The 24,269-nt window shown below is 35.1% G+C and carries 26 protein-coding genes; 10 read left to right on the forward strand and 16 right to left on the reverse strand.

Annotated elements, in window-relative coordinates:
- Positions 1–36: 36 nt before the first annotated feature.
- Positions 37–351, forward strand: coding sequence for a pyrimidine/purine nucleoside phosphorylase (gene ppnP, locus BK577_RS00730; RefSeq protein WP_078431166.1), 315 nt, complete (start codon positions 37–39; stop codon positions 349–351).
- Between the two features lie 73 nt (positions 352–424).
- Here ppnP and BK577_RS00735 read toward each other — a convergent pair whose 3' ends face one another.
- The 4 genes from BK577_RS00735 to BK577_RS00750 all read right to left on the reverse strand — a co-directional run bounded on the left by BK577_RS00735 (position 425) and on the right by BK577_RS00750 (position 3,492).
- On the reverse strand, positions 425–1,012 hold the full coding sequence (locus tag BK577_RS00735; protein WP_078431167.1) for a hypothetical protein: 588 nt from the start codon (positions 1,010–1,012) through the stop codon (positions 425–427).
- A 60-nt stretch (positions 1,013–1,072) separates the two neighbouring features.
- Complete coding sequence (locus BK577_RS00740) at positions 1,073–1,828, reverse strand: exodeoxyribonuclease III (protein ID WP_026560102.1); 756 nt, start codon at positions 1,826–1,828, stop codon at positions 1,073–1,075.
- A gap of 105 nt (positions 1,829–1,933) precedes the next feature.
- Positions 1,934–2,497 (reverse strand): cysteine dioxygenase, encoded by a 564-nt coding sequence (locus BK577_RS00745; protein WP_026560103.1) that lies wholly within the window; start codon positions 2,495–2,497, stop codon positions 1,934–1,936.
- A 68-nt stretch (positions 2,498–2,565) separates the two neighbouring features.
- Positions 2,566–3,492 carry a DMT family transporter gene (locus tag BK577_RS00750; protein WP_078431168.1) on the reverse strand — a complete coding sequence of 309 codons (927 nt, stop codon included), beginning with the start codon at positions 3,490–3,492 and terminating at the stop codon, positions 2,566–2,568.
- A 141-nt stretch (positions 3,493–3,633) separates the two neighbouring features.
- Between BK577_RS00750 and BK577_RS00755 the strand changes: the two genes are divergently transcribed.
- A complete protein-coding gene (locus tag BK577_RS00755) occupies positions 3,634–4,530 on the forward strand; it encodes an MBL fold metallo-hydrolase (protein ID WP_078431169.1) in 897 nt (298 codons plus the stop codon).
- A 37-nt stretch (positions 4,531–4,567) separates the two neighbouring features.
- On the opposite strand, the gene BK577_RS00760 is transcribed toward BK577_RS00755, so the two are convergent.
- The gene (locus BK577_RS00760; RefSeq protein ID WP_026560105.1) at positions 4,568–4,837 is read right to left on the reverse strand and encodes a DUF1292 domain-containing protein; all 270 of its coding nucleotides are present in this window, start codon (positions 4,835–4,837) and stop codon (positions 4,568–4,570) included.
- A gap of 144 nt (positions 4,838–4,981) precedes the next feature.
- Between BK577_RS00760 and BK577_RS00765 the strand changes: the two genes are divergently transcribed.
- The gene (locus BK577_RS00765) at positions 4,982–5,668 is read left to right on the forward strand and encodes an SIMPL domain-containing protein (protein ID WP_078431170.1); all 687 of its coding nucleotides are present in this window, start codon (positions 4,982–4,984) and stop codon (positions 5,666–5,668) included.
- A gap of 34 nt (positions 5,669–5,702) precedes the next feature.
- Here BK577_RS00765 and BK577_RS00770 read toward each other — a convergent pair whose 3' ends face one another.
- Entirely contained in the window at positions 5,703–6,800 is a 1,098-nt protein-coding gene (locus BK577_RS00770) for a PRK06851 family protein (RefSeq protein ID WP_078431171.1), read from the reverse strand.
- 145 nt (positions 6,801–6,945) lie between these two features.
- Between BK577_RS00770 and BK577_RS00775 the strand changes: the two genes are divergently transcribed.
- Positions 6,946–7,251, forward strand: a complete 306-nt coding sequence (locus tag BK577_RS00775; protein ID WP_078431172.1) for a hypothetical protein — start codon at positions 6,946–6,948, stop codon at positions 7,249–7,251.
- 48 nt (positions 7,252–7,299) lie between these two features.
- Here the strand turns inward: BK577_RS00775 and fabF are convergent, their stop codons facing one another.
- Both fabF and BK577_RS00785 read right to left on the reverse strand, forming a co-directional pair.
- Positions 7,300–8,538 carry a beta-ketoacyl-ACP synthase II gene (fabF, locus tag BK577_RS00780; RefSeq protein WP_078431173.1) on the reverse strand — a complete coding sequence of 413 codons (1,239 nt, stop codon included), beginning with the start codon at positions 8,536–8,538 and terminating at the stop codon, positions 7,300–7,302.
- A 226-nt stretch (positions 8,539–8,764) separates the two neighbouring features.
- Positions 8,765–9,202 carry a DUF6376 family protein gene (locus tag BK577_RS00785; protein WP_078431174.1) on the reverse strand — a complete coding sequence of 146 codons (438 nt, stop codon included), beginning with the start codon at positions 9,200–9,202 and terminating at the stop codon, positions 8,765–8,767.
- 772 nt (positions 9,203–9,974) lie between these two features.
- On the opposite strand from BK577_RS00785, the gene BK577_RS00790 reads away from it, so the two are divergent.
- Positions 9,975–10,412, forward strand: coding sequence for a MarR family winged helix-turn-helix transcriptional regulator (locus tag BK577_RS00790; protein WP_078431175.1), 438 nt, complete (start codon positions 9,975–9,977; stop codon positions 10,410–10,412).
- Between the two features lie 54 nt (positions 10,413–10,466).
- On the opposite strand, the gene BK577_RS00795 is transcribed toward BK577_RS00790, so the two are convergent.
- Positions 10,467–11,420: a sensor domain-containing diguanylate cyclase gene (locus tag BK577_RS00795; RefSeq protein WP_078431176.1), complete on the reverse strand. Its 954-nt coding sequence runs from the start codon at positions 11,418–11,420 to the stop codon at positions 10,467–10,469.
- 153 nt (positions 11,421–11,573) lie between these two features.
- The gene (locus tag BK577_RS00800) at positions 11,574–13,649 is read right to left on the reverse strand and encodes a glycosyl hydrolase 115 family protein (RefSeq protein ID WP_078431177.1); all 2,076 of its coding nucleotides are present in this window, start codon (positions 13,647–13,649) and stop codon (positions 11,574–11,576) included.
- Positions 13,650–14,016: 367 nt separating this feature from the next.
- On the opposite strand from BK577_RS00800, the gene BK577_RS00805 reads away from it, so the two are divergent.
- Entirely contained in the window at positions 14,017–14,235 is a 219-nt protein-coding gene (locus BK577_RS00805) for a hypothetical protein (protein WP_078431178.1), read from the forward strand.
- A gap of 37 nt (positions 14,236–14,272) precedes the next feature.
- Here BK577_RS00805 and BK577_RS00810 read toward each other — a convergent pair whose 3' ends face one another.
- The 3 genes from BK577_RS00810 to BK577_RS00820 form a co-directional block, all read right to left on the reverse strand.
- Positions 14,273–16,633, reverse strand: a complete 2,361-nt coding sequence (locus tag BK577_RS00810; RefSeq protein WP_078431179.1) for an FdhF/YdeP family oxidoreductase — start codon at positions 16,631–16,633, stop codon at positions 14,273–14,275.
- Positions 16,634–16,957: 324 nt separating this feature from the next.
- Positions 16,958–17,317 carry a Na-translocating system protein MpsC family protein gene (locus BK577_RS00815; RefSeq protein ID WP_026560116.1) on the reverse strand — a complete coding sequence of 120 codons (360 nt, stop codon included), beginning with the start codon at positions 17,315–17,317 and terminating at the stop codon, positions 16,958–16,960.
- 72 nt (positions 17,318–17,389) lie between these two features.
- Positions 17,390–18,658 carry an L-lactate MFS transporter gene (locus tag BK577_RS00820; protein ID WP_078431180.1) on the reverse strand — a complete coding sequence of 423 codons (1,269 nt, stop codon included), beginning with the start codon at positions 18,656–18,658 and terminating at the stop codon, positions 17,390–17,392.
- Between the two features lie 490 nt (positions 18,659–19,148).
- Between BK577_RS00820 and fdhD the strand changes: the two genes are divergently transcribed.
- From fdhD to BK577_RS00835, 3 genes are read left to right on the forward strand one after another with little or no spacing between them, the layout of a single operon-like run.
- Positions 19,149–19,940, forward strand: coding sequence for a formate dehydrogenase accessory sulfurtransferase FdhD (gene fdhD / locus BK577_RS00825; RefSeq protein ID WP_078431181.1), 792 nt, complete (start codon positions 19,149–19,151; stop codon positions 19,938–19,940).
- Positions 19,903–20,979, forward strand: coding sequence for a GTP 3',8-cyclase MoaA (gene moaA / locus BK577_RS00830; protein ID WP_078431182.1), 1,077 nt, complete (start codon positions 19,903–19,905; stop codon positions 20,977–20,979). Before fdhD ends, moaA begins: the two co-directional genes overlap by 38 nt.
- Positions 20,980–20,988: 9 nt before the next feature.
- On the forward strand, positions 20,989–21,219 hold the full coding sequence (locus tag BK577_RS00835) for a group-specific protein (protein WP_078431183.1): 231 nt from the start codon (positions 20,989–20,991) through the stop codon (positions 21,217–21,219).
- Positions 21,220–21,283: 64 nt separating this feature from the next.
- Here BK577_RS00835 and BK577_RS00840 read toward each other — a convergent pair whose 3' ends face one another.
- Positions 21,284–21,802 carry a DoxX family protein gene (locus tag BK577_RS00840; RefSeq protein WP_078431184.1) on the reverse strand — a complete coding sequence of 173 codons (519 nt, stop codon included), beginning with the start codon at positions 21,800–21,802 and terminating at the stop codon, positions 21,284–21,286.
- Between the two features lie 294 nt (positions 21,803–22,096).
- Between BK577_RS00840 and BK577_RS00845 the strand changes: the two genes are divergently transcribed.
- Positions 22,097–22,627 carry a YceI family protein gene (locus tag BK577_RS00845; protein ID WP_078431185.1) on the forward strand — a complete coding sequence of 177 codons (531 nt, stop codon included), beginning with the start codon at positions 22,097–22,099 and terminating at the stop codon, positions 22,625–22,627.
- Between the two features lie 40 nt (positions 22,628–22,667).
- On the opposite strand, the gene speD is transcribed toward BK577_RS00845, so the two are convergent.
- The gene (gene speD / locus BK577_RS00850; protein WP_078431186.1) at positions 22,668–23,474 is read right to left on the reverse strand and encodes an adenosylmethionine decarboxylase; all 807 of its coding nucleotides are present in this window, start codon (positions 23,472–23,474) and stop codon (positions 22,668–22,670) included.
- Positions 23,475–23,604: 130 nt separating this feature from the next.
- Complete coding sequence (locus BK577_RS00855) at positions 23,605–24,249, reverse strand: SDR family oxidoreductase (RefSeq protein ID WP_078431187.1); 645 nt, start codon at positions 24,247–24,249, stop codon at positions 23,605–23,607.
- Positions 24,250–24,269 lie beyond the last annotated feature (20 nt).

Below are 24,269 nucleotides of genomic sequence, written 5' to 3' on the forward strand. Positions count from 1 at the left end.
TAAATTAGACTAAATGATCTTGAGAGGATGTCGTTTATGTCAAAATTTGAAAATATTACGATTGAAAAGAAAGCAAATCTTTATTTTGAGGGGAAAGTTTCTAGTCGAACAATTTTATTTAGTAATGGTACGAAGAAAACACTAGGGGTCATGCAGCCTGGTGAATATGAATTTTCAACAAGTGTAATAGAAGAAATGGATATTGTATCTGGACAGTTAGAATATAAATTAGCTGGAGAAGATTGGAAATCAATTGATGGACAAGGTGTTTTTTATGTGCCGGCAAACGAAACGTTCCAAGTAAAAGCACAAACAGTTGTTGATTATTGTTGTTCATATTTAAATGAATAAATAACAAACAAGGCTTTATTAACAAAAGAATGAAAAGGAAATGCTCAGATACAAGAACATTTCCTTTTAACATCTACTTTTTTTCTGTTTTTTCAACCAATTGAAATAGATACTTATATAAATATCGAAGTACTTCTCCAATTGACATGTTTTCATCAAAACCTTTAATATCATTTAGGGTAAGATTCATATCCCATAACCCATCTTGCTGATTAAACATGAGGTTATATTTCGGTGTTTCCCCTATTCCCTTTTCTTTCACATATTCTCTAATCTTTGTTTCTACATTTTTCTTAAGTTTAAGACCAAACATTGCTTCATAAGTGCCAAATACATCATCTACTTCCAAAGAAATAGCATCTATTCCGATCACGTCAAACCACTTTGATTCTATATATAGAAATTCAGCCATGTTTTCTTTAAGAATGTTTACTGACTTGTCCAAAAAGCTCTCTGCCTCAGTGCTGATCAGTTCATCGGTTTCCTTCAGACTTCTCTCAATATACACATCCGAAAATCTAGCCGACGGCTCATTTACCTTTAAATCCGAAATCTGTTTATTGTTAGGAAGTAATCCGTTTTTTTCGATATATTCTTTTTCTTCCTCAAATATTTCGCCATCTATTTGTTCTAGTAATTTCTGTATCCGTTCCTTTAACAATGCTCTTCCTCCATTTACTTCATTCTCTATGACAATAGTATATCCAAATTACATCGGTTTCTACAGATTTATCTCTATAAAAACAGGACAGTGATCACTTCCCAGTATGTCACAATGAACTTGTGAATCGATCAATCGATCCTTCAGCATATCAGATATGATAAAATAGTCAATTCTCCAGCCAATATTTCTTTCCCTAACCTTACTCATGTATGACCACCATGAATAGACATCGATTTTATCCGGATACAAATGTCTAAAACTATCAACGAAGCCATCCTTTAATAGAAGGGACATTTTTTCTCTTTCTTCATCTGTAAATCCTGAATTTCCTTTATTTGATTTCGGGTTTTTTAAGTCAATTTCTTGATGTGCAACATTTAAATCGCCACATAAGATAACAGGTTTTACTCGATCTAGCTTGGTTATATATGCTCGAACATCATCTTCCCAAACCAGTCTTTCCCCAAGTCTTGAAAGATCCCGTTTAGAATTTGGAGTATACATAGTGATTAGATAAAACTCTTCAAACTCTAACGTAATGATTCTTCCTTCAGCTTCTTCTACGTTTTCTCCGACACCATAAGAAACGCTCAAAGGTTTTTTCTTTGTAAAAACAGCTGTGCCGGAATATCCTTTACGGATGGCATAATTCCAATATTGATCATATCCCTCAAGTTCTAAAGCTAATTGCCCTTCTTGCATTTTTGTTTCTTGGATACAAAATATATCTGCATCAACTTCTTGAAAATAATCTAAAAACCCTTTTTTTACACAAGCTCTAATTCCATTTACATTCCATGATACAATTTTCATAGGAAATAAAATCTCCTTATTTCAGTTTATCTTATAAATATTTATCATATATTATTTCTCTGAAATAATCTAAGGTTTTGCGTAAAGAAAAAACTGCAGAACGTTTCATTCTGCAGCTTTTGCCAGTTTAATCTCTCTCACCTTCTGTCTTGTTTCCTCTGGCCACCACGCCCCACAGTCGTCAGACACAATACAGGCGGCACATTTTTTCAAATCATAGACCTTCATCCCGGTAATTGGCGGAGAATAAAGATGTAGTGTCACTAATTTGAGTTCATCTGCAACAGACATTTTATGAACACCATTTTTAGGTGCAAAAAAAACATTTCCCTGTTCTTGAAATTCAGTAAAAAGTTCGTTAGGGAGTGTATCACCTTTTACTTCATACACAGTGTTTTGGGCTGTTCCATCAATAACTTGAATCCATCCAAAAGAGTGTCCATGATCATGTGGAGCACATTCCAATTCAGACCAATTCATTACAAGTAGTTCTACATGTTTATTTTGATAAATTAATTTCCGGAAATATGGTTTCCCCTTTGAAGTTTTCAGTTCAGGTAGTAATTCTTTAAGCTGTACATTAGCCTCCAGCAATGCTTCTTTTAACTGTTCACTTGAAGGATTTTGCAACTCACCTAATATTCCTTCAAGTCGTTTTTGATAATGCATCACGCTAACCTCCTTATACTGAAACGTCCAATTCTGTCTGATCATTACTAAGGAGTATGGATGATTAATTAATGTTTATTTCTTCCATAGAACCAATTCAAGACATGGTGCAGCTGACCATTTACAAATATAACTCCAATAATAATTATGATGCCTCCTATTACACTTATGAGAATAATTTTTTCATGAAGTAAAACCACTGCAGCAATCAATGTTGCTAATGGCTCTAAATAGAGAAATACAGACACTTGTGTAGCCTCTAACACGTGAAGTGCTTTTGCCCAATACCAATAAGCTACTCCCGAGACAAAGATGCCTAAAAAAAATAAATGAGCCCACTCTCCTGTTTGTAAATGTGAAAGTGATTCCCACCCTTTGTTTCTTATTAAAAATGGAAAAGTTAGTATAAACCCGATGGTACTCATATAAAACGTAATCACAAGAGGAGATAATGGTATACTTAATTTCTTTAGGAGAACCGAATAGATCGCCCAATTTAATGTGCTTAATAACATGAGTAAATAACCTATATTTAAAACAGGTTCAAATGTTTGTTCACTTCCAGCAGTTGTCACCAAAAATACACCGAATAAGGCCAGTATCATCCCGATAGCTTTGAACAGTGTCATTTTTTCATGAAGAAAAATCATTGACAAAATGACGGTGAAAATGGGTGACAATGAAATCATCCACCCTGCAGAGGAAGCATCTATTGTAAGAAGTGCACTAGCTTGTATAACTTGATGAATAAAAACTCCTAATATACCTAAAACAATTAAATGAGGAATATATGTTATATTGATGGTCAATTTTTCGTTTAAAATCAACAAAAGAATGCAAAGAAATACAGCACCAATCCCAAATCTAATTACTAATAATGTAAAAGGATCCAGTTTATCTAACACAGCTTTTGTTGAAACAAATGATACACCCCAAAACGTTATTGACATGGTTGCATATAATGAAGCTGCATACTTATTCCCACTAGTTATCATATAAATTAACTCACATCCTTTTGTCCTCTTCTTATCATATGCTTGTCCTTTTTAGTGAATGTATAAAAGTTCATTCTCATTTCCTTTTAGATGTGGTAAAATGAATGAGTATTCATTCATAACTTATCAGAGGTGATGTAAGTGCAACAAATCGGTCCTGTAAAAATAATTGAAGGCCCTAACAAAAGTAAGGTTCCTTATTCAAGAAGCTTGTACATTGATGGCTCAAGTGAAAAGGTATTAATTGATACTGGTGCGGATCCATCTCTTTTAAAGCAGCTTCAACTTGATTCGGGTATTGATTTGATCATCAATACACACTATCATCCTGATCATACTTGTCATAATACACTTTTTTCTGATACTGAAAAATGGATAAATCGAATTGAATATCATATGCCCTTAACTATTGAAGGAATTTCAAAAGCTAATGGAATTTTTCAAGAATGGGGGCATGAAGGTGTTAAGAAATGGGGACAAGAAATACCTGAAGAGTGGATAAAAAGCTTAACTGAGATTAATGGATATTATGAATATGAAAAACAATATTCACTCGGAAATGTTCATGTTCATTTCTTACATACCCCTGGTCACACAAAAGGGCTTAGCTGTCCTTATTTCCCTGATTTAGGAATTGTGTTTACCAGTGATTATGATATGACCTCTTTTGGTCCTTGGTATAATGGTACTGATGGATGTATCGAAGAATTTATTTGCTCTGCTAAGCGACTTCTCTCACTAGATGCAAAATACTATATAACAGGACATCAAAAAGGAATATTTAATAAAAAGCAATTTCATGCGGCTATGATTAATTATCTTGATATAATTGATCAACGTGATGAAATGATTGAAAATTATGTCCAAAAAGGATATTCATTTGACGAGTTAACAACAATTGGGATTTTTTATCCGAAACACTCATTAAAGCATTCACTTTTTCTAACATGGGAACGCAGTGGTATTCGAAAACATCTTCATCGACTTGGCTATACGGTTGTCAATTCTGATATGTCACGAATAATGGTGAAAAAATAACTGGAATAGAGAGATCCCTCCTCCCTATTCCAAGTCATTACTCCTCTTCGTTCAGAATATCATCGAAAACAGACGAGATCTTCTCAAACTCTTCATCACTTTCAATTGGAGCTAAATCTCCCTCTTGATCCAATTTCATAAAAAACACATCAATATCTTCATCCGTTTCATCACGGATATCATCGACAAACCCTACGGCAACATAGTCAGTGCCCTCTATTGTAATGGCAGCAAGCACCTCAACCTCATTTTCTTCATTGTTTTCATCTGTAATAGAAAATATTTCTCCAACTTCAATCTTGTCCATGAATAAATGCCCCTTTCACGCGTACATATATTACGATTACTTCTTTATCTTACCAATAATAGGTAACTTCATACAAATTTTAAATGAAAATTTATCGATTTAGTTATCTCTAATTAGTACCTTTTAAATGAAAGGGTGATATACATGTCCTATTATACACCTCATTACTTTCAATCCCCTGTTTCAATGACTAGAATGACATCAACAGAGCGTGGAAGGTTGACTGTTGAAGGCAATGGAAAAATAACTGCTTCACCCGACCAGGCGATTATTCAAATTGGAATTGTAACCGAATCAAAAGATGCAGAGTCTGCTCAATCGCAAAACGCCCTTATTTCAAACAATGTCATTTCAAGCTTAAAAAAAATAAGTATTTCTAGTGATGATATCAACACCATTTCTTATACAATCCAGCCAGTCTATGAATTTACTGAAGGAGCTTCAATCCTGACTGGATATAGAGTTCAACATTTTCTGGAAATAACAGTAAACGATTTAAAAAAACTTGGATCTGTCTTTGAAGCTGCTGTTACAGCAGGAGCAAATATTGCGGAAAACATTCGCTTTGATGTTTCAACTCGTGAAATTCTATATCAGCAAGCTTTACAACAAGCGATGAAAAACGCAACAGAAAAAGCTATAAAGCTGGGAGAACAAATTGGTGTACTAATAAATAACATTCCCGTAAAAGTAACTGAAATATCAGGTACACTCTCACCTCGGCCACTTTCAATGGCATTTTCAACAGAATCAATATCACAAGGAGCTCCACCCATCCAAAGCAACAAAATTGAAATCGAAGCAAAAGTATTGGCAGTGTTTCAATACTAAAGAGGACAGTCTCAAAGAGGCTGTCCCTATCAGATTATTTATCTGAAATAAATAACTCTATTTTATTCATAATTTCCCTTGTGATTTGGATAACTTTATTAAAATCCATTGCCTCAATATAGTAGGCTTCCAATTGATCGCGTAATTGTTTGGCTTCAGCTAAATATGAAATCGCTTCTTTCATTTTATCTTTATATGCTTTCGTTGTTCTTTCAATATCAGAGGCATATTTTTCATCCGTCCCTGGTGTTATACATGTTTCATACATATCAATGACTTCATCTGTTTCGCGATCAGGAAAATATTCATGAGGAGCGGTGCTATCAAAAATTGCTATACCTAATTCACGAAGTATGACCATATCAAGGCTATTAGGATCAAATCCGCAATGGTAGACTTCGACATCAAATCCACGCTCTTCACCTGCAGCGACAATTTTTTTCAACATGGTTGATTTTCCAGATCCTGCTCTCCCTTTAATAAAATACCGTTTTTCAATATCAGCAGTTAAATTTTGAATAAAATCAACAGCCCCATCCGGCGTTGCTGCTCCTAAAAAACGATGCTGTATGTTTGGTTCCTTTTCAAGTGATTGCTCTTCATAAAAATTTGAAATAATATCTTCTGTTAATTGATTTGCTTTTGAAAAGTCCATATTGGATATATAAATCTCTTCTATATCATCATGTGCACGTAATGAAGCAGCAAATGTATCATATGCTTTATTAAATTTTTCAGAGATTTTTTGGTTAAGAGCTAAAATTTCATCCTTATGTTCGACTAGTTTGCTCGAGTCCCACGCAACACCCAGGTTCACGTATTCCTCAATCACACCTGGTGCTTTTGGCTCTATGACGTGTGGTGCAGTTCCATCAACGATTCCAATCTTCCATTCTGGTAAAATAACTCCATCAATTGAGTTGTTATCTGAAGCACAATGCAAATATTCTACATCAAGCTTTTTTCCTTCCATAAGACGACCTATCTTCTTCATTAAAGAAGATTTACCTGTTCCCGGACCACCTTTTAAGATATATATCCGCTCTAATCTTTCTAAAACAGAATCATATAAACTATAGAAGCCTTTTGCAGTATTTCCGCCTGCATAATAATGACGAACTGTACTTGTCATCTAACCACCCTTTCACACACCTTTACCCTTACTTTATGTAGATAATCTCACAGGGGTGAATGCCTATTTTAAAAAGGATCGAAAGTAGGAATTCAACCGTCAATTCGTTATAATGTTTGTATATCTGACAAAGGAGTTTTATAAAGTGAATTCTAAAGAAATAGAACAGAAAATTATTGAAAACTATCAAAAAGATGAACAAATGATGATTCTCATCTTTGCTCAATGGTGTGTGAACCATGACCTTGATCCAACAGAAGTCTATTTCAGAGCATATCCTCATCAAAGTGCTAATTATGCATTAAAGCAAACGATTGATTTAACGGTACCTAAAGACGAATCTGAACATATTCCAGACCAAACTCTTCTTAATGTATTATCTTTATACGACAATGAGGAACTTGCTTTTGTAGTTACAGAAGAAATAAAGAAAAGGAAAAAGGATCGATAGAATTAAAAACGAGCACGCCATTTTTATGGCGTACTCTAATATAGGTATTTATTCATATTTCCTAAATAATAATGTTGCATTATGTCCGCCGAATCCAAGTGAGTTTGATAAAACAACTTCAACATTAGCTTTTTTAGCATGATTAGGCACATAATCTAAGTCTAATTCAGGGTCAGGTGTTGTATAGTTAATTGTTGGCGGGATAATTCCATCTCTCATAGATAATAAAGAAAAAATGGCTTCTACAGCCCCCGCTGCACCTAGTAGATGTCCTGTCATAGATTTGGTGGAACTCACCGAAAGACGATATGCATGATCTCCAAAAACAGTCTTTATCGCTTTTGTTTCATACAAATCATTATAATACGTGCTCGTACCATGCGCATTGATATAATCCACTTGATCTGGTGAAAGATTCGCATCTTCTAATGCCAGGTTCATCGCTCGTTGCCCGCCTTCTCCTCCCGGCGCTGGAGTAGTGATATGATATGCATCACCTGTTGCACCATATCCTATTATTTCACCATAAATGTTGGCTCCACGTGCTAATGCATGTCCCAGCTCTTCTAAAATAAGGATTCCCGATCCTTCTCCGATAACAAAACCATCACGGTTTTGATCAAATGGACGGCTTGCACTAGCTGGATCATGATTTGTGGATAATGCAGTCATATTTGAAAATCCTGCAATCGTCATCTCTGTAATTGATGCTTCAGAACCTCCTGTCACCATCATATCTGCTCCACCATTTTGTATGACCCTGAAGGCATCCCCAATAGAGTTTGCACCTGAAGCACATGCGGTAACTGAACAGTTATTAATTCCTTTTGCACCTAACTCAATTGACACTCGGCCTGAAGCCATATCAGGTATAAACATAGGAATAATAAACGGGCTAACCCGTTTGGGTCCTTTACTCAAATAACGCTTATGCTGTTCCTCAAATTCATCAAGTCCCCCAATACCTGAACCGATCCATACTCCTACTCTTTCTGCTGATACATCCTTCCCAATATCTACCCCAGCATCTTTAATAGCCATTTTACTGGCTGCAATAGCAAGATGAGTAAATCTGGCCATTCTGCGAACCTCTTTATGATCAATAAAGTCCTGTGGTGAAAAATCCTTTACTTCAGCAGCTACTTTTACATTAAAAGATTCCGAATTAACTCTTGTCAATTCTGCAATTCCCGAAACTCCTTTTTTGGCATTGTCCCAGGTTGTTTGAACATCATTTCCTAATGGAGTAACAGCCCCAATTCCTGTTATAACTACTCTTTTTCTCATGATAAGTCTCCCCTTGTGAAAAATAGTTCTCTGTATATAAAAATGCTTTGATTTAATGATGAGAATTCATATAAATTATGACTTGGTCATAGTATCACATGAATATATCTTATACTAAAAATAAAAAAAAGAAAAGTTAAGCAACCTCTTAACAAAAAGTTAGAGCTAGGCCTCCTGCTCATATACAATGTGCAGCATAAGACCCAGCCCCGGAATATCATTTTATTTATATTTCTAAGCTTTGTACGGTATTCATAAGAGAACTTATGTCTTCTAGGGTTTGAACAATTTCAGAGTTTTGCAGCTCTTCCACCACGAGCTCTCCATCCTTGTAAAGTTGATCAATCTTCTCTAAAGCTGCTTCATTTTGAGTCACAATATCCTGATGGACATCCTCAGCAATCGTTGGAGCTTCAAGGTTATTAAATTCTTCCATTTGTTGACGTAACGACTGTAGTTGGTTTTCAAGTTCGTCTCTTGAAGTTTCATCTGTCACCGCAGTCTGTATTAAATCTGGTGCTTGTTCAGCAAAATCACTTACTGATGTTAAATAACTAGTGGACTCATCAACATAATTCACCGATTTATTTATCTCATCTACTACAGAACAAGCTGAACTGATCATTAATGTAAAAATGGCAAACATCATAAAAAATCTTTTCAAAAATCTCCCTCCAAATATACCAGTGTATATAATCTTATACGGATGAAGTGTAAAAAAGGTTTCATTTTACGTTTAATAGTCCATAGTAAAAAGGCTAACACCTTGTATTGTTAACCCTCTCATTTTAGAGCTTATTCATTTGATACAAGCCATTTTAAAAATTCCTGTTCAGGCTCAGTTAGAAACCTGCCTAAGTCTTCAGAAAAATAAAGATATAATTCTATGTATCTTTTGGCTAGAGCGTCCATTCTCTTCCTCCTGTTATGTATAAGAACTTCTTTATTTTATCATGATAGTCGATAAATGCATATGAAAATATGTAAGCATTCACAACATGTAAACTAAAAAAAATACATAAACAAAACCACTCAAGGAAAAAATAATTGTTGATTATTAAGTCATTGTGAAATGAGGTGAACCACAAAATGAAAAAACTTTTTGCAATTTTACTTGCAGCTCTTCTTGCTACATCTGTTGTTGCATGTGACGATGCACCTGGGGAAGATGAGATTGGTGATGGTGAAATTAATGATGAAGAATAAAAATATGTAGTAATATGCCGTTCAGCACGGTTTTATGATCCTAATTGGATGTAAGACGATCTGAACGGTCTTTATTCTTGACCCCTTTGTCTCACACTTTCCAAACTACTGAATGTCAAATCCCTTGAGATTCCACACAACTCCTCAATTAAATTGCCCACAATTATTTTTGAAAACATTCATATTGTGTACTATAATACTTGTATAAACTTTGAAAGGAACCATTGCAAATGAGTGAAATGTTAAAATTAGAAAATCAAATTTGTTTTAAAATATATACAGCTGAAAGAGAAATCACCAGACTTTACCGTGATTTACTTGGAGACTTAGACATTACTTATCCTCAATATCTTGTTTTATTGGTTTTATGGGAAGCTGATTCCATAACCGTTAAGGAGCTCGGCAAGAAATTATTCTTAGATTCAGGTACTTTAACCCCGATGCTAAAAAGGATGGAAGCAAATTATATTATTAGACGCCAGAGGTCTCTAGAAGATGAAAGAAGTGTTATTATCTCTCTTACAGATAAAGGGAAAGAAATGAAAGAAAAAGCAACATGCATTCCATCAAAGTTACTTGATAATTTATCTATGAATACGGATGAGTTAATAAGTTTTGACAAAGCTCTGCAGACTATATTAATTCGTCTTAGAAACGAAAATAGCTAAAAAAGACTCCTTTAAAAAAGAGTCTTTTTTGTTATGTTATTTTTAATTGCCATCTTAACTGAAAAATTGATATCTGTTCTTTCCTTTTGATTTTGCAAGGTATAAGGCTTGATCCGCATTTTTCAAAAGGGAATTTACATCGACCTTCTCTTTTGAAGTGTAGGTATCAATTCCAATACTAACGGATAATTGAGACTTATGCATATTTTGATCCCATGTAGATAAAAGTGTGAGTATGCTTTTTGAAACTTCTGTTAAAATCTCTTTTGAAGTCACATCTTCTATCACAACGATGAATTCGTCACCACCTAATCTTACCGCATAACCTGTTTGTTGTTGCTTTAGGAATAATTCAAGCCTTGAAGCAGTTTCTTTTAATATAAGGTCACCTTTTTCATGCCCATATTTATCGTTAATCGTTTTAAATCCATCTAAGTCCAAAAAGAAAATAGCTCCATCCTTGACTGAATAATGATCAAAATATTTATACAAAAAATATCGATTATAAAGCCCTGTTAAAAAATCCCGAAATGCGAGACGCTCTAATTCTAAATAGTATGAGAACATTCGGGCGATTCTTTGTAACATTCTAACACTTTTATTTGAAAACTCACTTTCCTGATGATGAACAGCACATAATGTCCCAAACGCTTCACCAGTTCCTACAGTAATAGGGACTCCAACATATGAATGAATGTTTGCTTCCTCAAGCATATCTCTTAAATCAACAAGGACTGGTTCATTCTTTACATCCTCAATCATTAGTGGTTTGTTTTGTTTAAAATCAATTCTTTTACAGACAGTTTGATTAAGTTCGATAGACATCCCTTCACTTAGAGAGATATCTGTATCTTTATCAGATAGCTTAAGGATAATTTGTTTGTTATTAGAAAAATTCGAGAGAAAGAGCAACTTCCCAGGGAAAAACTCTTGGGCCATCTCTAAGATATCCTGTGCTAACTCATCAAAATTTTTATACATATTTATTTCATTCAAACTTATCCCCATAAAAAACACTCCATTTTAATAAAAGAATCCTCTCCAACCTTTTTCTTATAAGATACATCTTATATTTATCTTTCATTATATCTTATCCCGAAAAAAATAAAAGAAGCCCTTTTCATTCAAAAAGAAAAGAGGCTTACAGCCATAATATACTTATTAAAATCCCATTATATCCTGAAACTTTTCAGATAATTTTCTTGCTAGTTCATCATCAGATAAAGGCTTGCGATGTGTATTTTCTAAATAAATGTATTTTTCAGTTTCAGGCATCACATATTCTTTATACCATAAGAAGAAGTCAGGGCTATCTCCTTGCATTCTAATATATTTTCGCAATGCTTCAAGTGAATATAGTGTACTTTTTACATTTGTCAGCCAATCAGCACGATAAAAATGGTTCCACTTTCCATGTTCTGACTTTTTAAATGCCTGCAAACTTTCTTGATAAGCCCAAATGGATTCCGACACCTGGACAAATGCAAGTGGATAATGCTGAATAGTGAAACTTTTGTATCCCTTACACAACGAAATAAAACCTTTGCAGCCACTTACATGCAATTCTACTTGAGAAACAAAAAGATCATAAAACCTTTGCTTTTCAGAGGTTGAAAGTTTTAATGAAAGTTTATGACATTTATTTAATAGATTTTCCCAGCCTATTAATCCATCTTGACATTTTTCATAAAACCAATTTACTTGATCAATAAATGGAATTTCACCCGTTGCCCAAAATAACTTTTCATTAACAGAGTTCTCTCTATTTTGCAGCCAATGACTAATGATTTTTCTTGCATTGTGATGATAAAATCCCTCACCTGCTCGGTCATCCTCATTTTGACCATACTTAATTGTTTTTTCAAAGTAGCTTTTGTAGAGCTTGGTCATTTGATCATGATAGCTTAAATAAAATCGCTTTATAAACTGTTGAAGATGTACTTCAACATCAACAGTACCATATCTCCATAATTGACTGACTAGATCTAAAGGATAAAGATGCTGACGGATATTACCACTGTTTAATAAAAGATAAGATGTAGCTCCTGAAGCAAATGATTTTTCAATTTCCTCTTTTATTAATTGAGGTGGAGATGGAAACATGGTTAAATGATTTGATGCCTGAAGATCATGAAATGTAACATGATAATAAATTCCATGCTCTCCTGAATCATTTTCGGTTGGCAAAGAAGGAATTCGATAATTTTCGTTTCCCTGTCTCCTTGAAACCATCTTTCCATATCCATTATCTGCCCATATTTTCATTATTTGATCAGGCACATGAATATGTCCTTGTTTATATAACTCCGCGATCTCACCATAAAGAGCCATACTGCAAACCGGCTGTTCGATTGCATCACATAACATTTCATATTGCCTGTGAACGACTTTAGAAATCATCGCTCCTCTTTTTTCCGGTGTATCGAATTCCGGGTCATACTGCCAAAAAGGTGCATCTCCTTGCCCCCGAAAGGAAAGTACCCAAACAATGTTTTGGTCCTTTTGTTTTTGAATGGCTTCAGTCCATAATGCTTCAAACAAATCAGGATGTTCTTTATAGCTTGGTTTTTTACCGGTATATGCACGCAAAAACATTTCTGCGCCTAGTGGCTCAGCATGATGATGTGTGACCCATAAACCCATCTCTGCAGCTAACTCTGCATGAATTCCTGCTTTAGGAAGATCAGTTCCGGGTATCACCATATTCCCTCCACATCGTAATAAGGCTTCAAATACGGGATACCAAACCTCTTTAGAAGGTGGGTATTCTTCTTTCCATCCAATTAAACAGACCTCATCATTTACAAACCAGCCTCTATATTTTACTAGATGTTCCTTAGATACATAATCTATGGTAGGAATAAGGACTTCCGATTTTTGCTCAACATCCAAATCTCCCCAAAACCAAAAAGGATCTATATTTAAATATTGTTGGCTATAATGTAGTAAGCCATAAACTAGTCCAAGATCGTCATACCCGATTATGTTTAGTATCCATTTTTCATTAATTTGTTGGAAGCGAAAACAAAATGCTTCAGGTCTTGTAGGACACTCTTTTCCACCTTTTGCATAGTTAATAATAATTGTTGCCTCTTGTTCTGCTGCTGTTTTTAGTATTGGCTGACAGCCAAATATCTTTTTGTGATCTCTTTTGATCATATCAAGGGCATGTTGGACAGGAGTTGATATTTTCTGAGGAACAGAAATAATACAATTTGCTTTCACGACTACATGCATAAATTCACCTTCTCCTTTCCTCTGTTAGGAACTTTAAACTATACTCAACCTTGCTTTTCATTTCTTTCCTATTTTAATAGAAATTTTGCAGATTCCATATTTAATAAACAGTGTCTTTGTGTTAGAAAACAGATGTAAAGTTAAATAACTGTTTAATATAGGTATTTAAGAGTATTCGAATAATATGAAAAGGAGTTAAAGGATATTTTATCCAAATGTAGAATGATAGGGATAGAGGATAATTGACAAAAAATGTCTCATATTGTGTTAAAGACATTGTCTCTTTGAATGGTTGGTATAGGATTTATATCATTTTGTGTTACAAAGTAATGTCATACTTTAAACTTTTACATTTAAAGGAGAACAAATGAATAGCCAACAAAAGTTCGATAAAATTAATCTAATTCTAAAACATAATGAAGTGACACAATTATTTATTTCTGTTCTTCAAGAACTGGATAAGTTAAAAACAACTGATGTTGAAGATCAACTTCTTAAAGTTAAAATGAGACAAAACTTGCTTATTATCCAAGAAAAGTTAATCTCACTTCAACTATCGATTCTTGGTGATGAGCATGAATCATGAAAACAGGCAGAACAAGATCGTTCTGCCTGTATGTTCCTTATAATGGTGCATTTACTTCTAAATCATCTATTTGTTTTTCTACATATTGAACATCTTTACGTGCATTATATCGATCCGCTTTTTCAACTGTTACAGTAATATTATAATCCGGTATGCCGGCATATTTTTCATATCTGCCTCTTGGGAGTAAAAAGTTCCCTTCAGGAAAGTGTACTTCAAGGTTTCCGCTAGCAATGTCAACAAATTTCGCTCTACCTTGAAAAACACCAAATCCATTGTAGACAACAATGCCTTCTCCTTCTGCAATACTTATTTGTTTTGCATCTTCAGCATTCATTAAGACATCATAACGATCAGCTCCGTTGAATGGATCTGTTTCTTTATAAACCATTGAGTTAAATTGTTTACCACGTCGTGAAGTAACAACAAATTGTCCTTCTTTCTTTCCTAATTCAGGGATCTCCACAGAAATCAAGTTCCCTTTTCCATCAGACGTTGGGCACACTCCGCCTTCACAAAGCCAGGCTCCACCCCATTGAAATACATCACCTTGTTTTTTTAAGTGTTGAATTCCATTATAGTCACGATTTGCGATTGCAATTTCATCCCTAATTTCCTGTCCTGATGTAAATTCTACAAGATGAGCTGTTTCAGGCTTAACCCGCTTCGCTAAATCAATATAAATCTTCCATTCTGCACGCGCTTCTTCAATTTCATTTTTGTTTCCTTCAATTTGTGGTGAAAAATACACCATACGTTCTGTCGAGGTTGATGTTCCCCCTCCTTCTTGCTCATACCTCGTTTTTGCAGGGAGAACAATAACAGCTTCTTTCGCATCAACAAGTGTAGATGTATTCAAAATAATATCCTGGTGCACACGTATATCCAGTTCAGATAAAGCTTTTTCTACAAAATCCGGATCAGGCATTGTTTCCAAGAAATTACCGCCTGATAAATAATAGAGCTTAATTTTTCGTTCGTGATCATCGGGCAGTACGATGTTTTCTAAGGTAACTCCTACAATATCTCCCTGCCATTTTGGTAATTCAAAACCCCAAATTTGTTCCATTCGTTTCGCATTCTCTTCGTCAAACCCGCTTCCTGGCAGAACAAATGGGTCTGCCCCCATCTCTCCTGATCCTTGTACAGAAGAATGACCTCGGAATGGCATTAAACCACTGTTCTTACGTCCAAGATATCCGCGTAAAAGGGCGAGATTTGCCACTTGTGAAATATTATCTGTTGCAAACGAATGCATGGTTAGTCCTAAAGCCCAAGCAAAGACTGCATTTTTACTTCTTGCTAATAACTCTGCCAGCTCTATGATTCTCTCTTTTGAAATACCGGAAGACTTGATGATATCATCCCATGATTGTTGTTTCACATGGTTTACTAAATCTTCATATCCATTTACATGTTGTTGCACAAACTCATGGTTAATTGCTGATCCATAATGTCTATCTTCCATCTCAAACCAATGTTTCATAATACCATGCATAAAGGCAATGTCCCCGCCAATATTGACTTGATAGAAATCATCAGCTAATTTGGTACCAAAAAGGGCTGATTCCATATTTGATGGGATCCAATACTTATCCATTGCCGGTTCGCTATATGGGTTAACCACGATAATTTTCGTTCCTCTTTTTTTGGCTTCCAGCATATATTTTGTTGATACTGGTGAAGCATTTGAGGCTACACTTCCCCAAAACAGTAATACATCAGTGCCAAACCAATCTTGATAATTTGCTGTTGAAGCTCCTACACCAATTGAACGCTTTAACGCTGTTTTACTTGGTGAGTGGCAAATGCGTGAAGCATTGTCAATATTATTTGTCCCAAGGAATCTAGCTACTTTCCCAGCAACATAATATGATTCATTCGTAATTCCTCTTGAGGTTAAATAAAATGCATATTGCTTTGGATCCAATTGCTTCATTTTATTTGCAATGATCTCCATCGCTTCGTCCCATGTTAGCCGAGAGAACTTTCTCTCACCTTTACGACGAATAAGCGGGTATGGAATACGTCCCAATTTTCTTAAGTCTGTGCTACTATATTTTCGTAGTTCATCGATGTCAGCATGAACAACTTCTTCTTTTAAAGCTGGCATTGTGTTGAGTCTTAATACATTCATTCTCGTTGTACACATATGCGGACCTTTTAACGTCTGATCTTGTAGCCCTGAAACGCCTAAAGCACAGCCATCACAAACACCCTGTGTTAGAATACGTGTTGCATATCCAATATTGTCTTTGTTATCCCAAGCAACTTTCATTGTATCTCTAAAATGATGAGGCTTCACCTTGCCTAGTCCAAATGGAATTGGACTAACCCAGTGCTTTGGCTGAGGTGTTTTTGTCGCTTTTATTGGTCCTTGATGTTTTGTCTCTCCCATTTGAAATCACTCCTCGTTATAAAATTTATTTAATAAGTTACATTGTAATAAAGTTTCGGAAAGGTCCTCTATGCAAAGTTTATTAATTGATTTTAGTTTGTATAAAGAAAAAACCACCGTAGACTCTTATCTTAAAAGGTGCAGAGTATCACGGTGGTTAGTCTTTTGCAGGATCGCTACCAAGTGCCATACCAGTTATTTTATTTTAATACATACTTAAGGTTTGGTCATATTATTCAGCTCTTAAACTATTTGTTATATAGTTAGATGAGCTTACGGCGATTATTTTAGAAAACTGTTATTCTATAGCATTCCTCATGACCCTTATTTAATAAACTTTTGCTGCAGGTCTTCATCAAAAACAAAGATGGACATCCCAAAGTCTCTGTCAATATCGATATCTACAAATAAGTCAACGAATTTACAACCTAAAAACTCTTCCATCTCTAGAGGAGGGTTCTTTCTGTAAATTTGTTTTACCATTTCAGTTCTTGCAGATCGTAACGCCTGTTTCCCTTCATCTGCACTAGCAATAAATCTTTCGACTGGTGATAGATTGCCTTCCATTTCACAGATTGCCCAGTTTTTACAAAACGTTGTTGTAATTTTACTAGGACCTTTACCCATGTGCTTTTTTCGGAAAGAGCGAACGATATTACTAAATTCTGCTTCGTACTTGTTCATAATATCCTCCTACCCACTAGAGGTTTTAGCATGAGGTATTTTACCATACCTTATGCATTTGTGGAAGTATTATTATCCTGCTATGGAGTTTTTGGCGTTAGTGTTTTGTTGCTGACGAAGCCGGTTTATATCTTTACGAATCACAATAGATACAAGGAAGGCAATGACAAATAATCCTGAGAAAAATGTTAAACTTGTTCCGTAGCTTCCCGTTGTATCCTTCATCCATGCTGCGAACATTGGACCAGCTAAACCTGCTGCAGCCCATGCAGTAAGGATATAACCATGTATGGCTCCTAATTGCTTAGTTCCAAATATATCTCCGATAAAAGCAGGAATTGCAGAGAATCCTCCACCATAACAAGTATAAACAACCGCTAACATAACCTGGAATAAAAATGCTTCTGTTGTATGAGGTAACAGAGCGAATAACACAATTTGCAAGACGAAGAATGTAGTATACGTATTTGGTCGGCCAATATAATCTGAAATAGAAGCCCAACCTAAACGACCTAAACCATTAAAAATCCCTAAAATACCAACAAGTGTTGCTGCTTCTGCTGTAGTAAGTCCAATACTTTCTTCCGCTAACGGCTTTGCAGCAGATAAGATGGCTATTCCACACGTTACATTGATGAATAACATTACCCATAAATAATAGAATCGAGATGTTTTAATCGCTTCATTTGCGGTTAATTGTGCTAAATCTTCTTTAATTCGAGAATTTCCCGATTTCAACTTTGCTTCAAATCCCTTAGGAGCCCAATCAGCAGCAGGCTTTTCTAAATAAAGGGAAGACAAGGTCATAATAATTAAGTAAGATATCCCGAGAATATAAAATGTGTTTGCTGTTCCTACAGAATTAATTAACCATTCCATCACAGGACTGGCGATTGCAGCAGCAAATCCAAATCCCATTATCGCAAGACCTGTAGCAAGTCCCCTCCTATCCGGAAACCACTTAACTAAGGTTGATACAGGTGCAATATATCCTACACCAAGCCCAATACCTCCAAGTACTCCATATGAAACATAAAGAAAAGGAAGCGATCCTAAATTAATAGCTAATCCAGATCCAATGACCCCTGCTCCAAAGAATCCTGCTGCCAGTAAACCAGCTGCTCTTGGACCGTACTTTTCAACAAAATGTCCTAAAAATGCTGCAGATAACCCTAGAAATAATATTGCAATACTAAATGTTAATTGTACTTGAGAAGCACTCCATCCAAACTCCTCCATTAATGGATTTGTAAAATTACTCCATGCATAAACAGATCCTATGGAAATGTGGATCCCAACTGCCGAAGCGGCAATTAACCAGCGATTTTTTGTTTTTTTCATGTAGTCATCCCCTCATTATATAAAGCCTTATCTATAAATTATTGTAAAGCTTGTGTTTCTACTATTTAAAGATTATTTCAATAATTAAAATGTAGTTTTTAACATGGATTAAGCCATCTGAAAACATAAAGTACATCATTAAAACAAAGAAAACCGTCAATCCCCTAAATAGATAGAAAACAAGGTAACTTCCCTATCTAAATGGTGATTGACGGTTAGTTTCAAGCAGGATTCGCTACTATTGGACCAACAGTTAATCGCTTTCAATTTTGGAACAATTTGAATCGACGACAGGGTCGCTATCTCGAATTCAAAATGTTACAATATCATGAACTTTGTATCGAAATAGTAACATGTATTCTATTATTCTGCAACAATATTTTTCGATTTTCAAAGCTTATGCTGTCACAATTGACAAACTTTCATACTTGTTAATGACATAATAATATGATTATATGTAATGTATCTTATAATATAGGTGAGATGGTAAATGGACATGAAAATGAGCATCAATCAAAAAATTCGTAAATACTCAAATGGAAATTTAATTGATACGACCGACAACATTGTAACCGAATTTCCAATAACAATATTCGTCAACAATGTGGAATTTGCAACAATGGTTTGCACCCCTACCCACTTTAAAGAAATGGTCGTTGGCTTTTTAGCATCTGAGGGTGTTATTCGCTTTTATCGTGAAGTTGAATCTATATCCATAGATGATGCTGCCGGCTATGCCTATGTAAAACTTTATGCTGAAGTAACAACAAACCAACAATATTACTCTAAAAGATTTATCGGATCATGCTGTGGTAAAAGCAGACAGTTTTATTTTCAAAATGATGTTAAAACATCAAAAACCTCTATGAGCAAACAAACTCTTACACCTTCACAATGCATCTCTCTAATGAAAGAAATGCAGGAAAGCAGCATAGTTTTTCAGGAAACAGGTGGAGTTCATAATGCAGCTTTATGTACACCTGAAAAAATGATTATTTGCAGGTCTGACATAGGTAGACATAACGCATTAGATAAATTATACGGATATAGTATTTTGAACGACATCCCTGTACGTGATAAAATTATTGTATTCAGTGGTAGAATTTCTTCTGAAGTCCTAGTAAAAGCGTCAAAAATTGGTGTTGGTATTGTCTTATCAAAATCTGCTCCAACTGACCTTGCCATCAAACTTGCAGATGATTTAAACATCACAGCAGTTGGCTTTATTAGAGGAACTTCATTTAATGTCTATTCCCATCCAGAACGGATTATTGAAAGATAAATGTAAGGGAGGAATCGTATTGAGCAATAGTCATACTACTTATGATTACTTTGATCGCCCCCTGCGCGACTTGCGTATTTCTGTTACAGATAAATGTAATTTCCGCTGTACTTATTGCATGCCGGCAGAAATATTCGGACCGGACTATCCTTTTTTAAAGAGAAATGAATTGCTTTCTTATGAAGAAATAGAACGTGTAACGTCTATTTTTGTTCAATCTCTAGGTGTTAAAAAGATTCGGATTACTGGTGGAGAACCGCTAATGCGGAAGGATTTGTCTACTCTTATTGATCAGATAAGCCAAATAAACGGTGTTGAAGATATCGCTATGACAACAAATGGTTATTTTTTACCTAAATATGCAAAGGAATTAAAAGCTGCGGGGTTAAAACGTGTATCAATCAGCCTTGATTCCCTTAATGATGAAGTTTTTGGAAAAATTAACGGACGTGGTGTCTCAGTTCAATCTGTGATCGACGGTATCGACGCCGCAGCAGAGGCTGGAATAAAGGTAAAAATTAATATGGTTGTTAAACGTGGGATGAACGACCAGGAAATTATCCCTATGGCCAAGTTTTTCAGAGAAAAAGGCCATATTTTAAGATTTATTGAATTTATGGATGTTGGAAATACGAATCAATGGAATTTGAAGGATGTTTATTCTAAAAAACAAATCATTGAAGATATTCATGAGGTTATGCCACTTGAGTCTATTGATCCAAATTATACTGGTGAGGTAGCAAGTCGTTACCGCTATATTGGTTCTGACGTAGAAATTGGTGTAATTTCATCTGTTTCAGATGCGTTTTGTTCAACATGTAATCGAGCTCGGTTATCAGCCAGCGGTTCTTTATATACCTGTCTGTTTGCATCTATTGGTCATGATTTGCGTGAACAGATACGTTCAGAAAAAACAGATGAAGAGCTTGCAGCGCATATTCAGGCAATCTGGCGTGGACGAAAAGACCAATATTCAGTTGAACGAGGAAAAGCAACAACAACGAGGAAAAAAATTGAGATGTCACATATTGGAGGTTAACGAACAATCATGAGTAATTGTAAAATCGATCACTCTTCTGAAGATGTGAAGAAAAAATTACAAGAACAATCACCCTTTCTTAATACTAAATTAGTAGAAAAATGCTTACTATTTTTATCTACAGATACTAGTCAAACTGAACTAAATGAACTATTCCATCTACTAAAGAAGTATGATTTATCAACTGATGAAGAGAAAAATGTTCGCAACCGAAAAATCGAAGCATTGATCTCAAATTAAAATAAACAGGATAGCCTGAGCTATCCTGTTTATTTGTTGCTGTCAATATTTTTTTACATTAATTTTAATGAACCGGAAGGTGTTCATGATGATGTTTTTCTATTTTATTGTGTTTTTTTCGATTAATAGCTTGTTTCAATGCTGGTAGGATCCATCTGTCAGCTCCGTAATAGTAACCAGCTGTACCTGCTATTATTAATAAGAATGCAGCAGTATAGAGAATTGGATTTGTGCTAATTGTTCCTGCCATCATAAAATTGAAGTTCATGAAAGCACCTGCTATTAGTGCTGGGATCGTTGCAGCTCCAATTATTAACCCGATACCGACTAAAACTTCCCCCCAAGGTATTAACACATTAAATATTGGTATATTCGGAAGGGCAAATTCTTCAAGAAATGCAGCATACCACCCTTGTACTGCAGGATTTTCTCCACCCGCTTTAACTATGGCCCCTTGTATAAATCCTGTTGCATCAAAACCATCTGCTACTTTATGAATCCCCGCTTCCAGCCACTGTACTCCTAACCAAACTCTTAAAACTGTCCAAATGATCGCCATTTTCGGTCCCTTTAACCAATTCATGGTCAACAGCTCCTCTTTGTGAAGTATTTCACATAAACATTTAAATTTTTTTAAGCTAGCTAGCTTTGCTTGCGAAAGTTTGTGAAGTTTTTCACTAACTTTCTACACTTTTATAATACTCCTTTTTTCTTCAAGTGACAATAGACTTCACATTTTGTTCAATAAAGAAATTCAGGTGTAACCTAAATTTTTTTACGTTGACTTTCGTTTTAATCCATTATATAATTTATCTCGAAGTTATAAATCTTTAAATTGAGATATTTTAAATTAAGTTATTTTATTGGAGGAGAAAAAATGACAAAATTGAAATGGAATCTTGACCCAACACACAGTGGTGTAGATTTTTCAGTTAAACACATGATGTTCGCGACAGTTAAAGGCGGCTTTACAAGCTTTAATGCTGAAATCGATGCTGATCCAACAGATTTAACAACAGCTGATATTAAATTTACGGTTGATTTAGCAAGTGTTGATACACGTAACGAAGATCGTGATAATCACTTACGCTCTGCTGACTTTTTCGATGTTGAAAATCATCCTGCAATGACATTTACATCAACATCTATCGAAAAAACAGATGAAGATGAATATAACGTTACTGGGGACTTAACATTACACGGAGTAACAAAATCAGAAACATTTGTTGTTACTTTTGAAGGAACTGGTATTGACCCATGGGGAAATGAAAAAGCAGGCTTCGGTGTTGAAGGAAAGCTAAAACGAAGCGATTATGGCTTAACTTGGAATGCAACATTAGAAGCAGGCGGAGTTCTTGTTGGCGATCAAATCAAAGTTTCTTTACAACTTCAAGCTGCTAAAGCATAATAGCACGATAAAAGGGATTGAAGGTAAAAACTTCAATCCCTTATTTCATGTTCTTACCATAAAAGATTTCGTCCATTTCTTTTGTCAGACTTGCCGTAATTTGCTCTTGCTCTTCTTTGCTAAGCTTATCTTTCGTATAACCAAACAAATAATTATTTAAGTCAAATTGTTTAAGCTTACATTTTGTATGGAAGATATTTTCTTGATATATGTTCACATCAATCATATCAAATTCTTCCTTCACTTCATCAGGTATATAATTTTGAATAGAACTTATATCATGATCGATAAATAGTTTATTTCCACTAATATCTCTAGTAAACCCCCGGACTTTGTAGTCCATGGTGAGGATGTCCGTATCAAAAGAATGAATCAAATAATTTAATGCCTTTAGTGGCGATATTTCACCACATGTTGAAACATCAATATCAGCACGAAATGTGCTAATCCCTTCATTTGGATGGTATTCGGGATATGTATGAACGGTAATGTGACTTTTATCCAATCCCATCACAACTGCTTCTGGTAATGGACCTGGTGATTCATCATAAGACTCTGTTGGTACTTCTACAACAGGACCTTCTGAAACTAAAATGGTCACGCTGGCCCCTTGTGGAACATAATCTTGTTTTGCAATATTCAACACATGTGCTCCAATGATTTCAGTCACATTTTTTAAAATATTTGTTAACCGTTCCGCATTATATTGCTCATCTATATATTCAATATATGCCTCTCTTTCTTCCCTTGTTTTTGTGTAGCATACATCATACATATTAAAACTTAACGACTTTGTTAAATTATTAAAACCATGCAGCTGTATTCGTTGTTCTGGAGTCAGTTTCATCCTTCTTCCCCCTTAATTTTCAATTATCCGAGACACCATTACACTTTTATATTACCCATTTTTCACAAACACAATCATTAGACCGAAATTGCCCAATGAATATAAACAAAAAGCACCTCAAACGAGATGCTTAAAGTTTGTTTAATGCAACTGAAATCTGATCATCTCCTGCAATTAAATCAAAAGAACGTTTTTTTGTATGTTCATTCGATAAGGCCTCTACAATCGTTTGTGCTACATCCTCACGTGGTATATAGCCTCTTTCCAGTTGATTACCTACAGAAATTTTTCCTGTTCCTTTTTCATTTAATAGCCCTCCTGGACGAATAATGGTATATGTTAGATTTGACTGCATTAGTACTCGATCCGCATAGTGCTTTGCAACATAATAAGGCTTTATTGCTTCATTCCAATTTTCACGATTATTAGCCTGAAGGGCACTTACCATAATAAATCGATCAACACCAGCTGCTTCTGCCGCTTCCATCGTTTTTACAGCTCCATCAAGATCAATTAATAATGTTTTATCCGCACCTGTCCTGCCTCCTGATCCAGCTGTAAAAACAATAGCGTCACATCCCTTCATCGCCTGTTTTAAATGAGCAACACTTCCTTCTAAATCGGCAATAACTGTTTCAATTCCCCTCTTAGAAAATGCTTCTATTTGCTCCTGATTTCTAACCATTGCTAATACAGAGTGTTCATCATGCCTATGTAGCATTTCCGTCAGCTTTTGTCCAATTTGTCCATTAGCTCCTACAACTAATACTTTCATAATATTTCTCCTCCTTCTTT

This window comes from Metabacillus halosaccharovorans (genome assembly GCF_002019635.1).
GTDB lineage: Bacteria > Bacillota > Bacilli > Bacillales > Bacillaceae > Metabacillus > Metabacillus halosaccharovorans.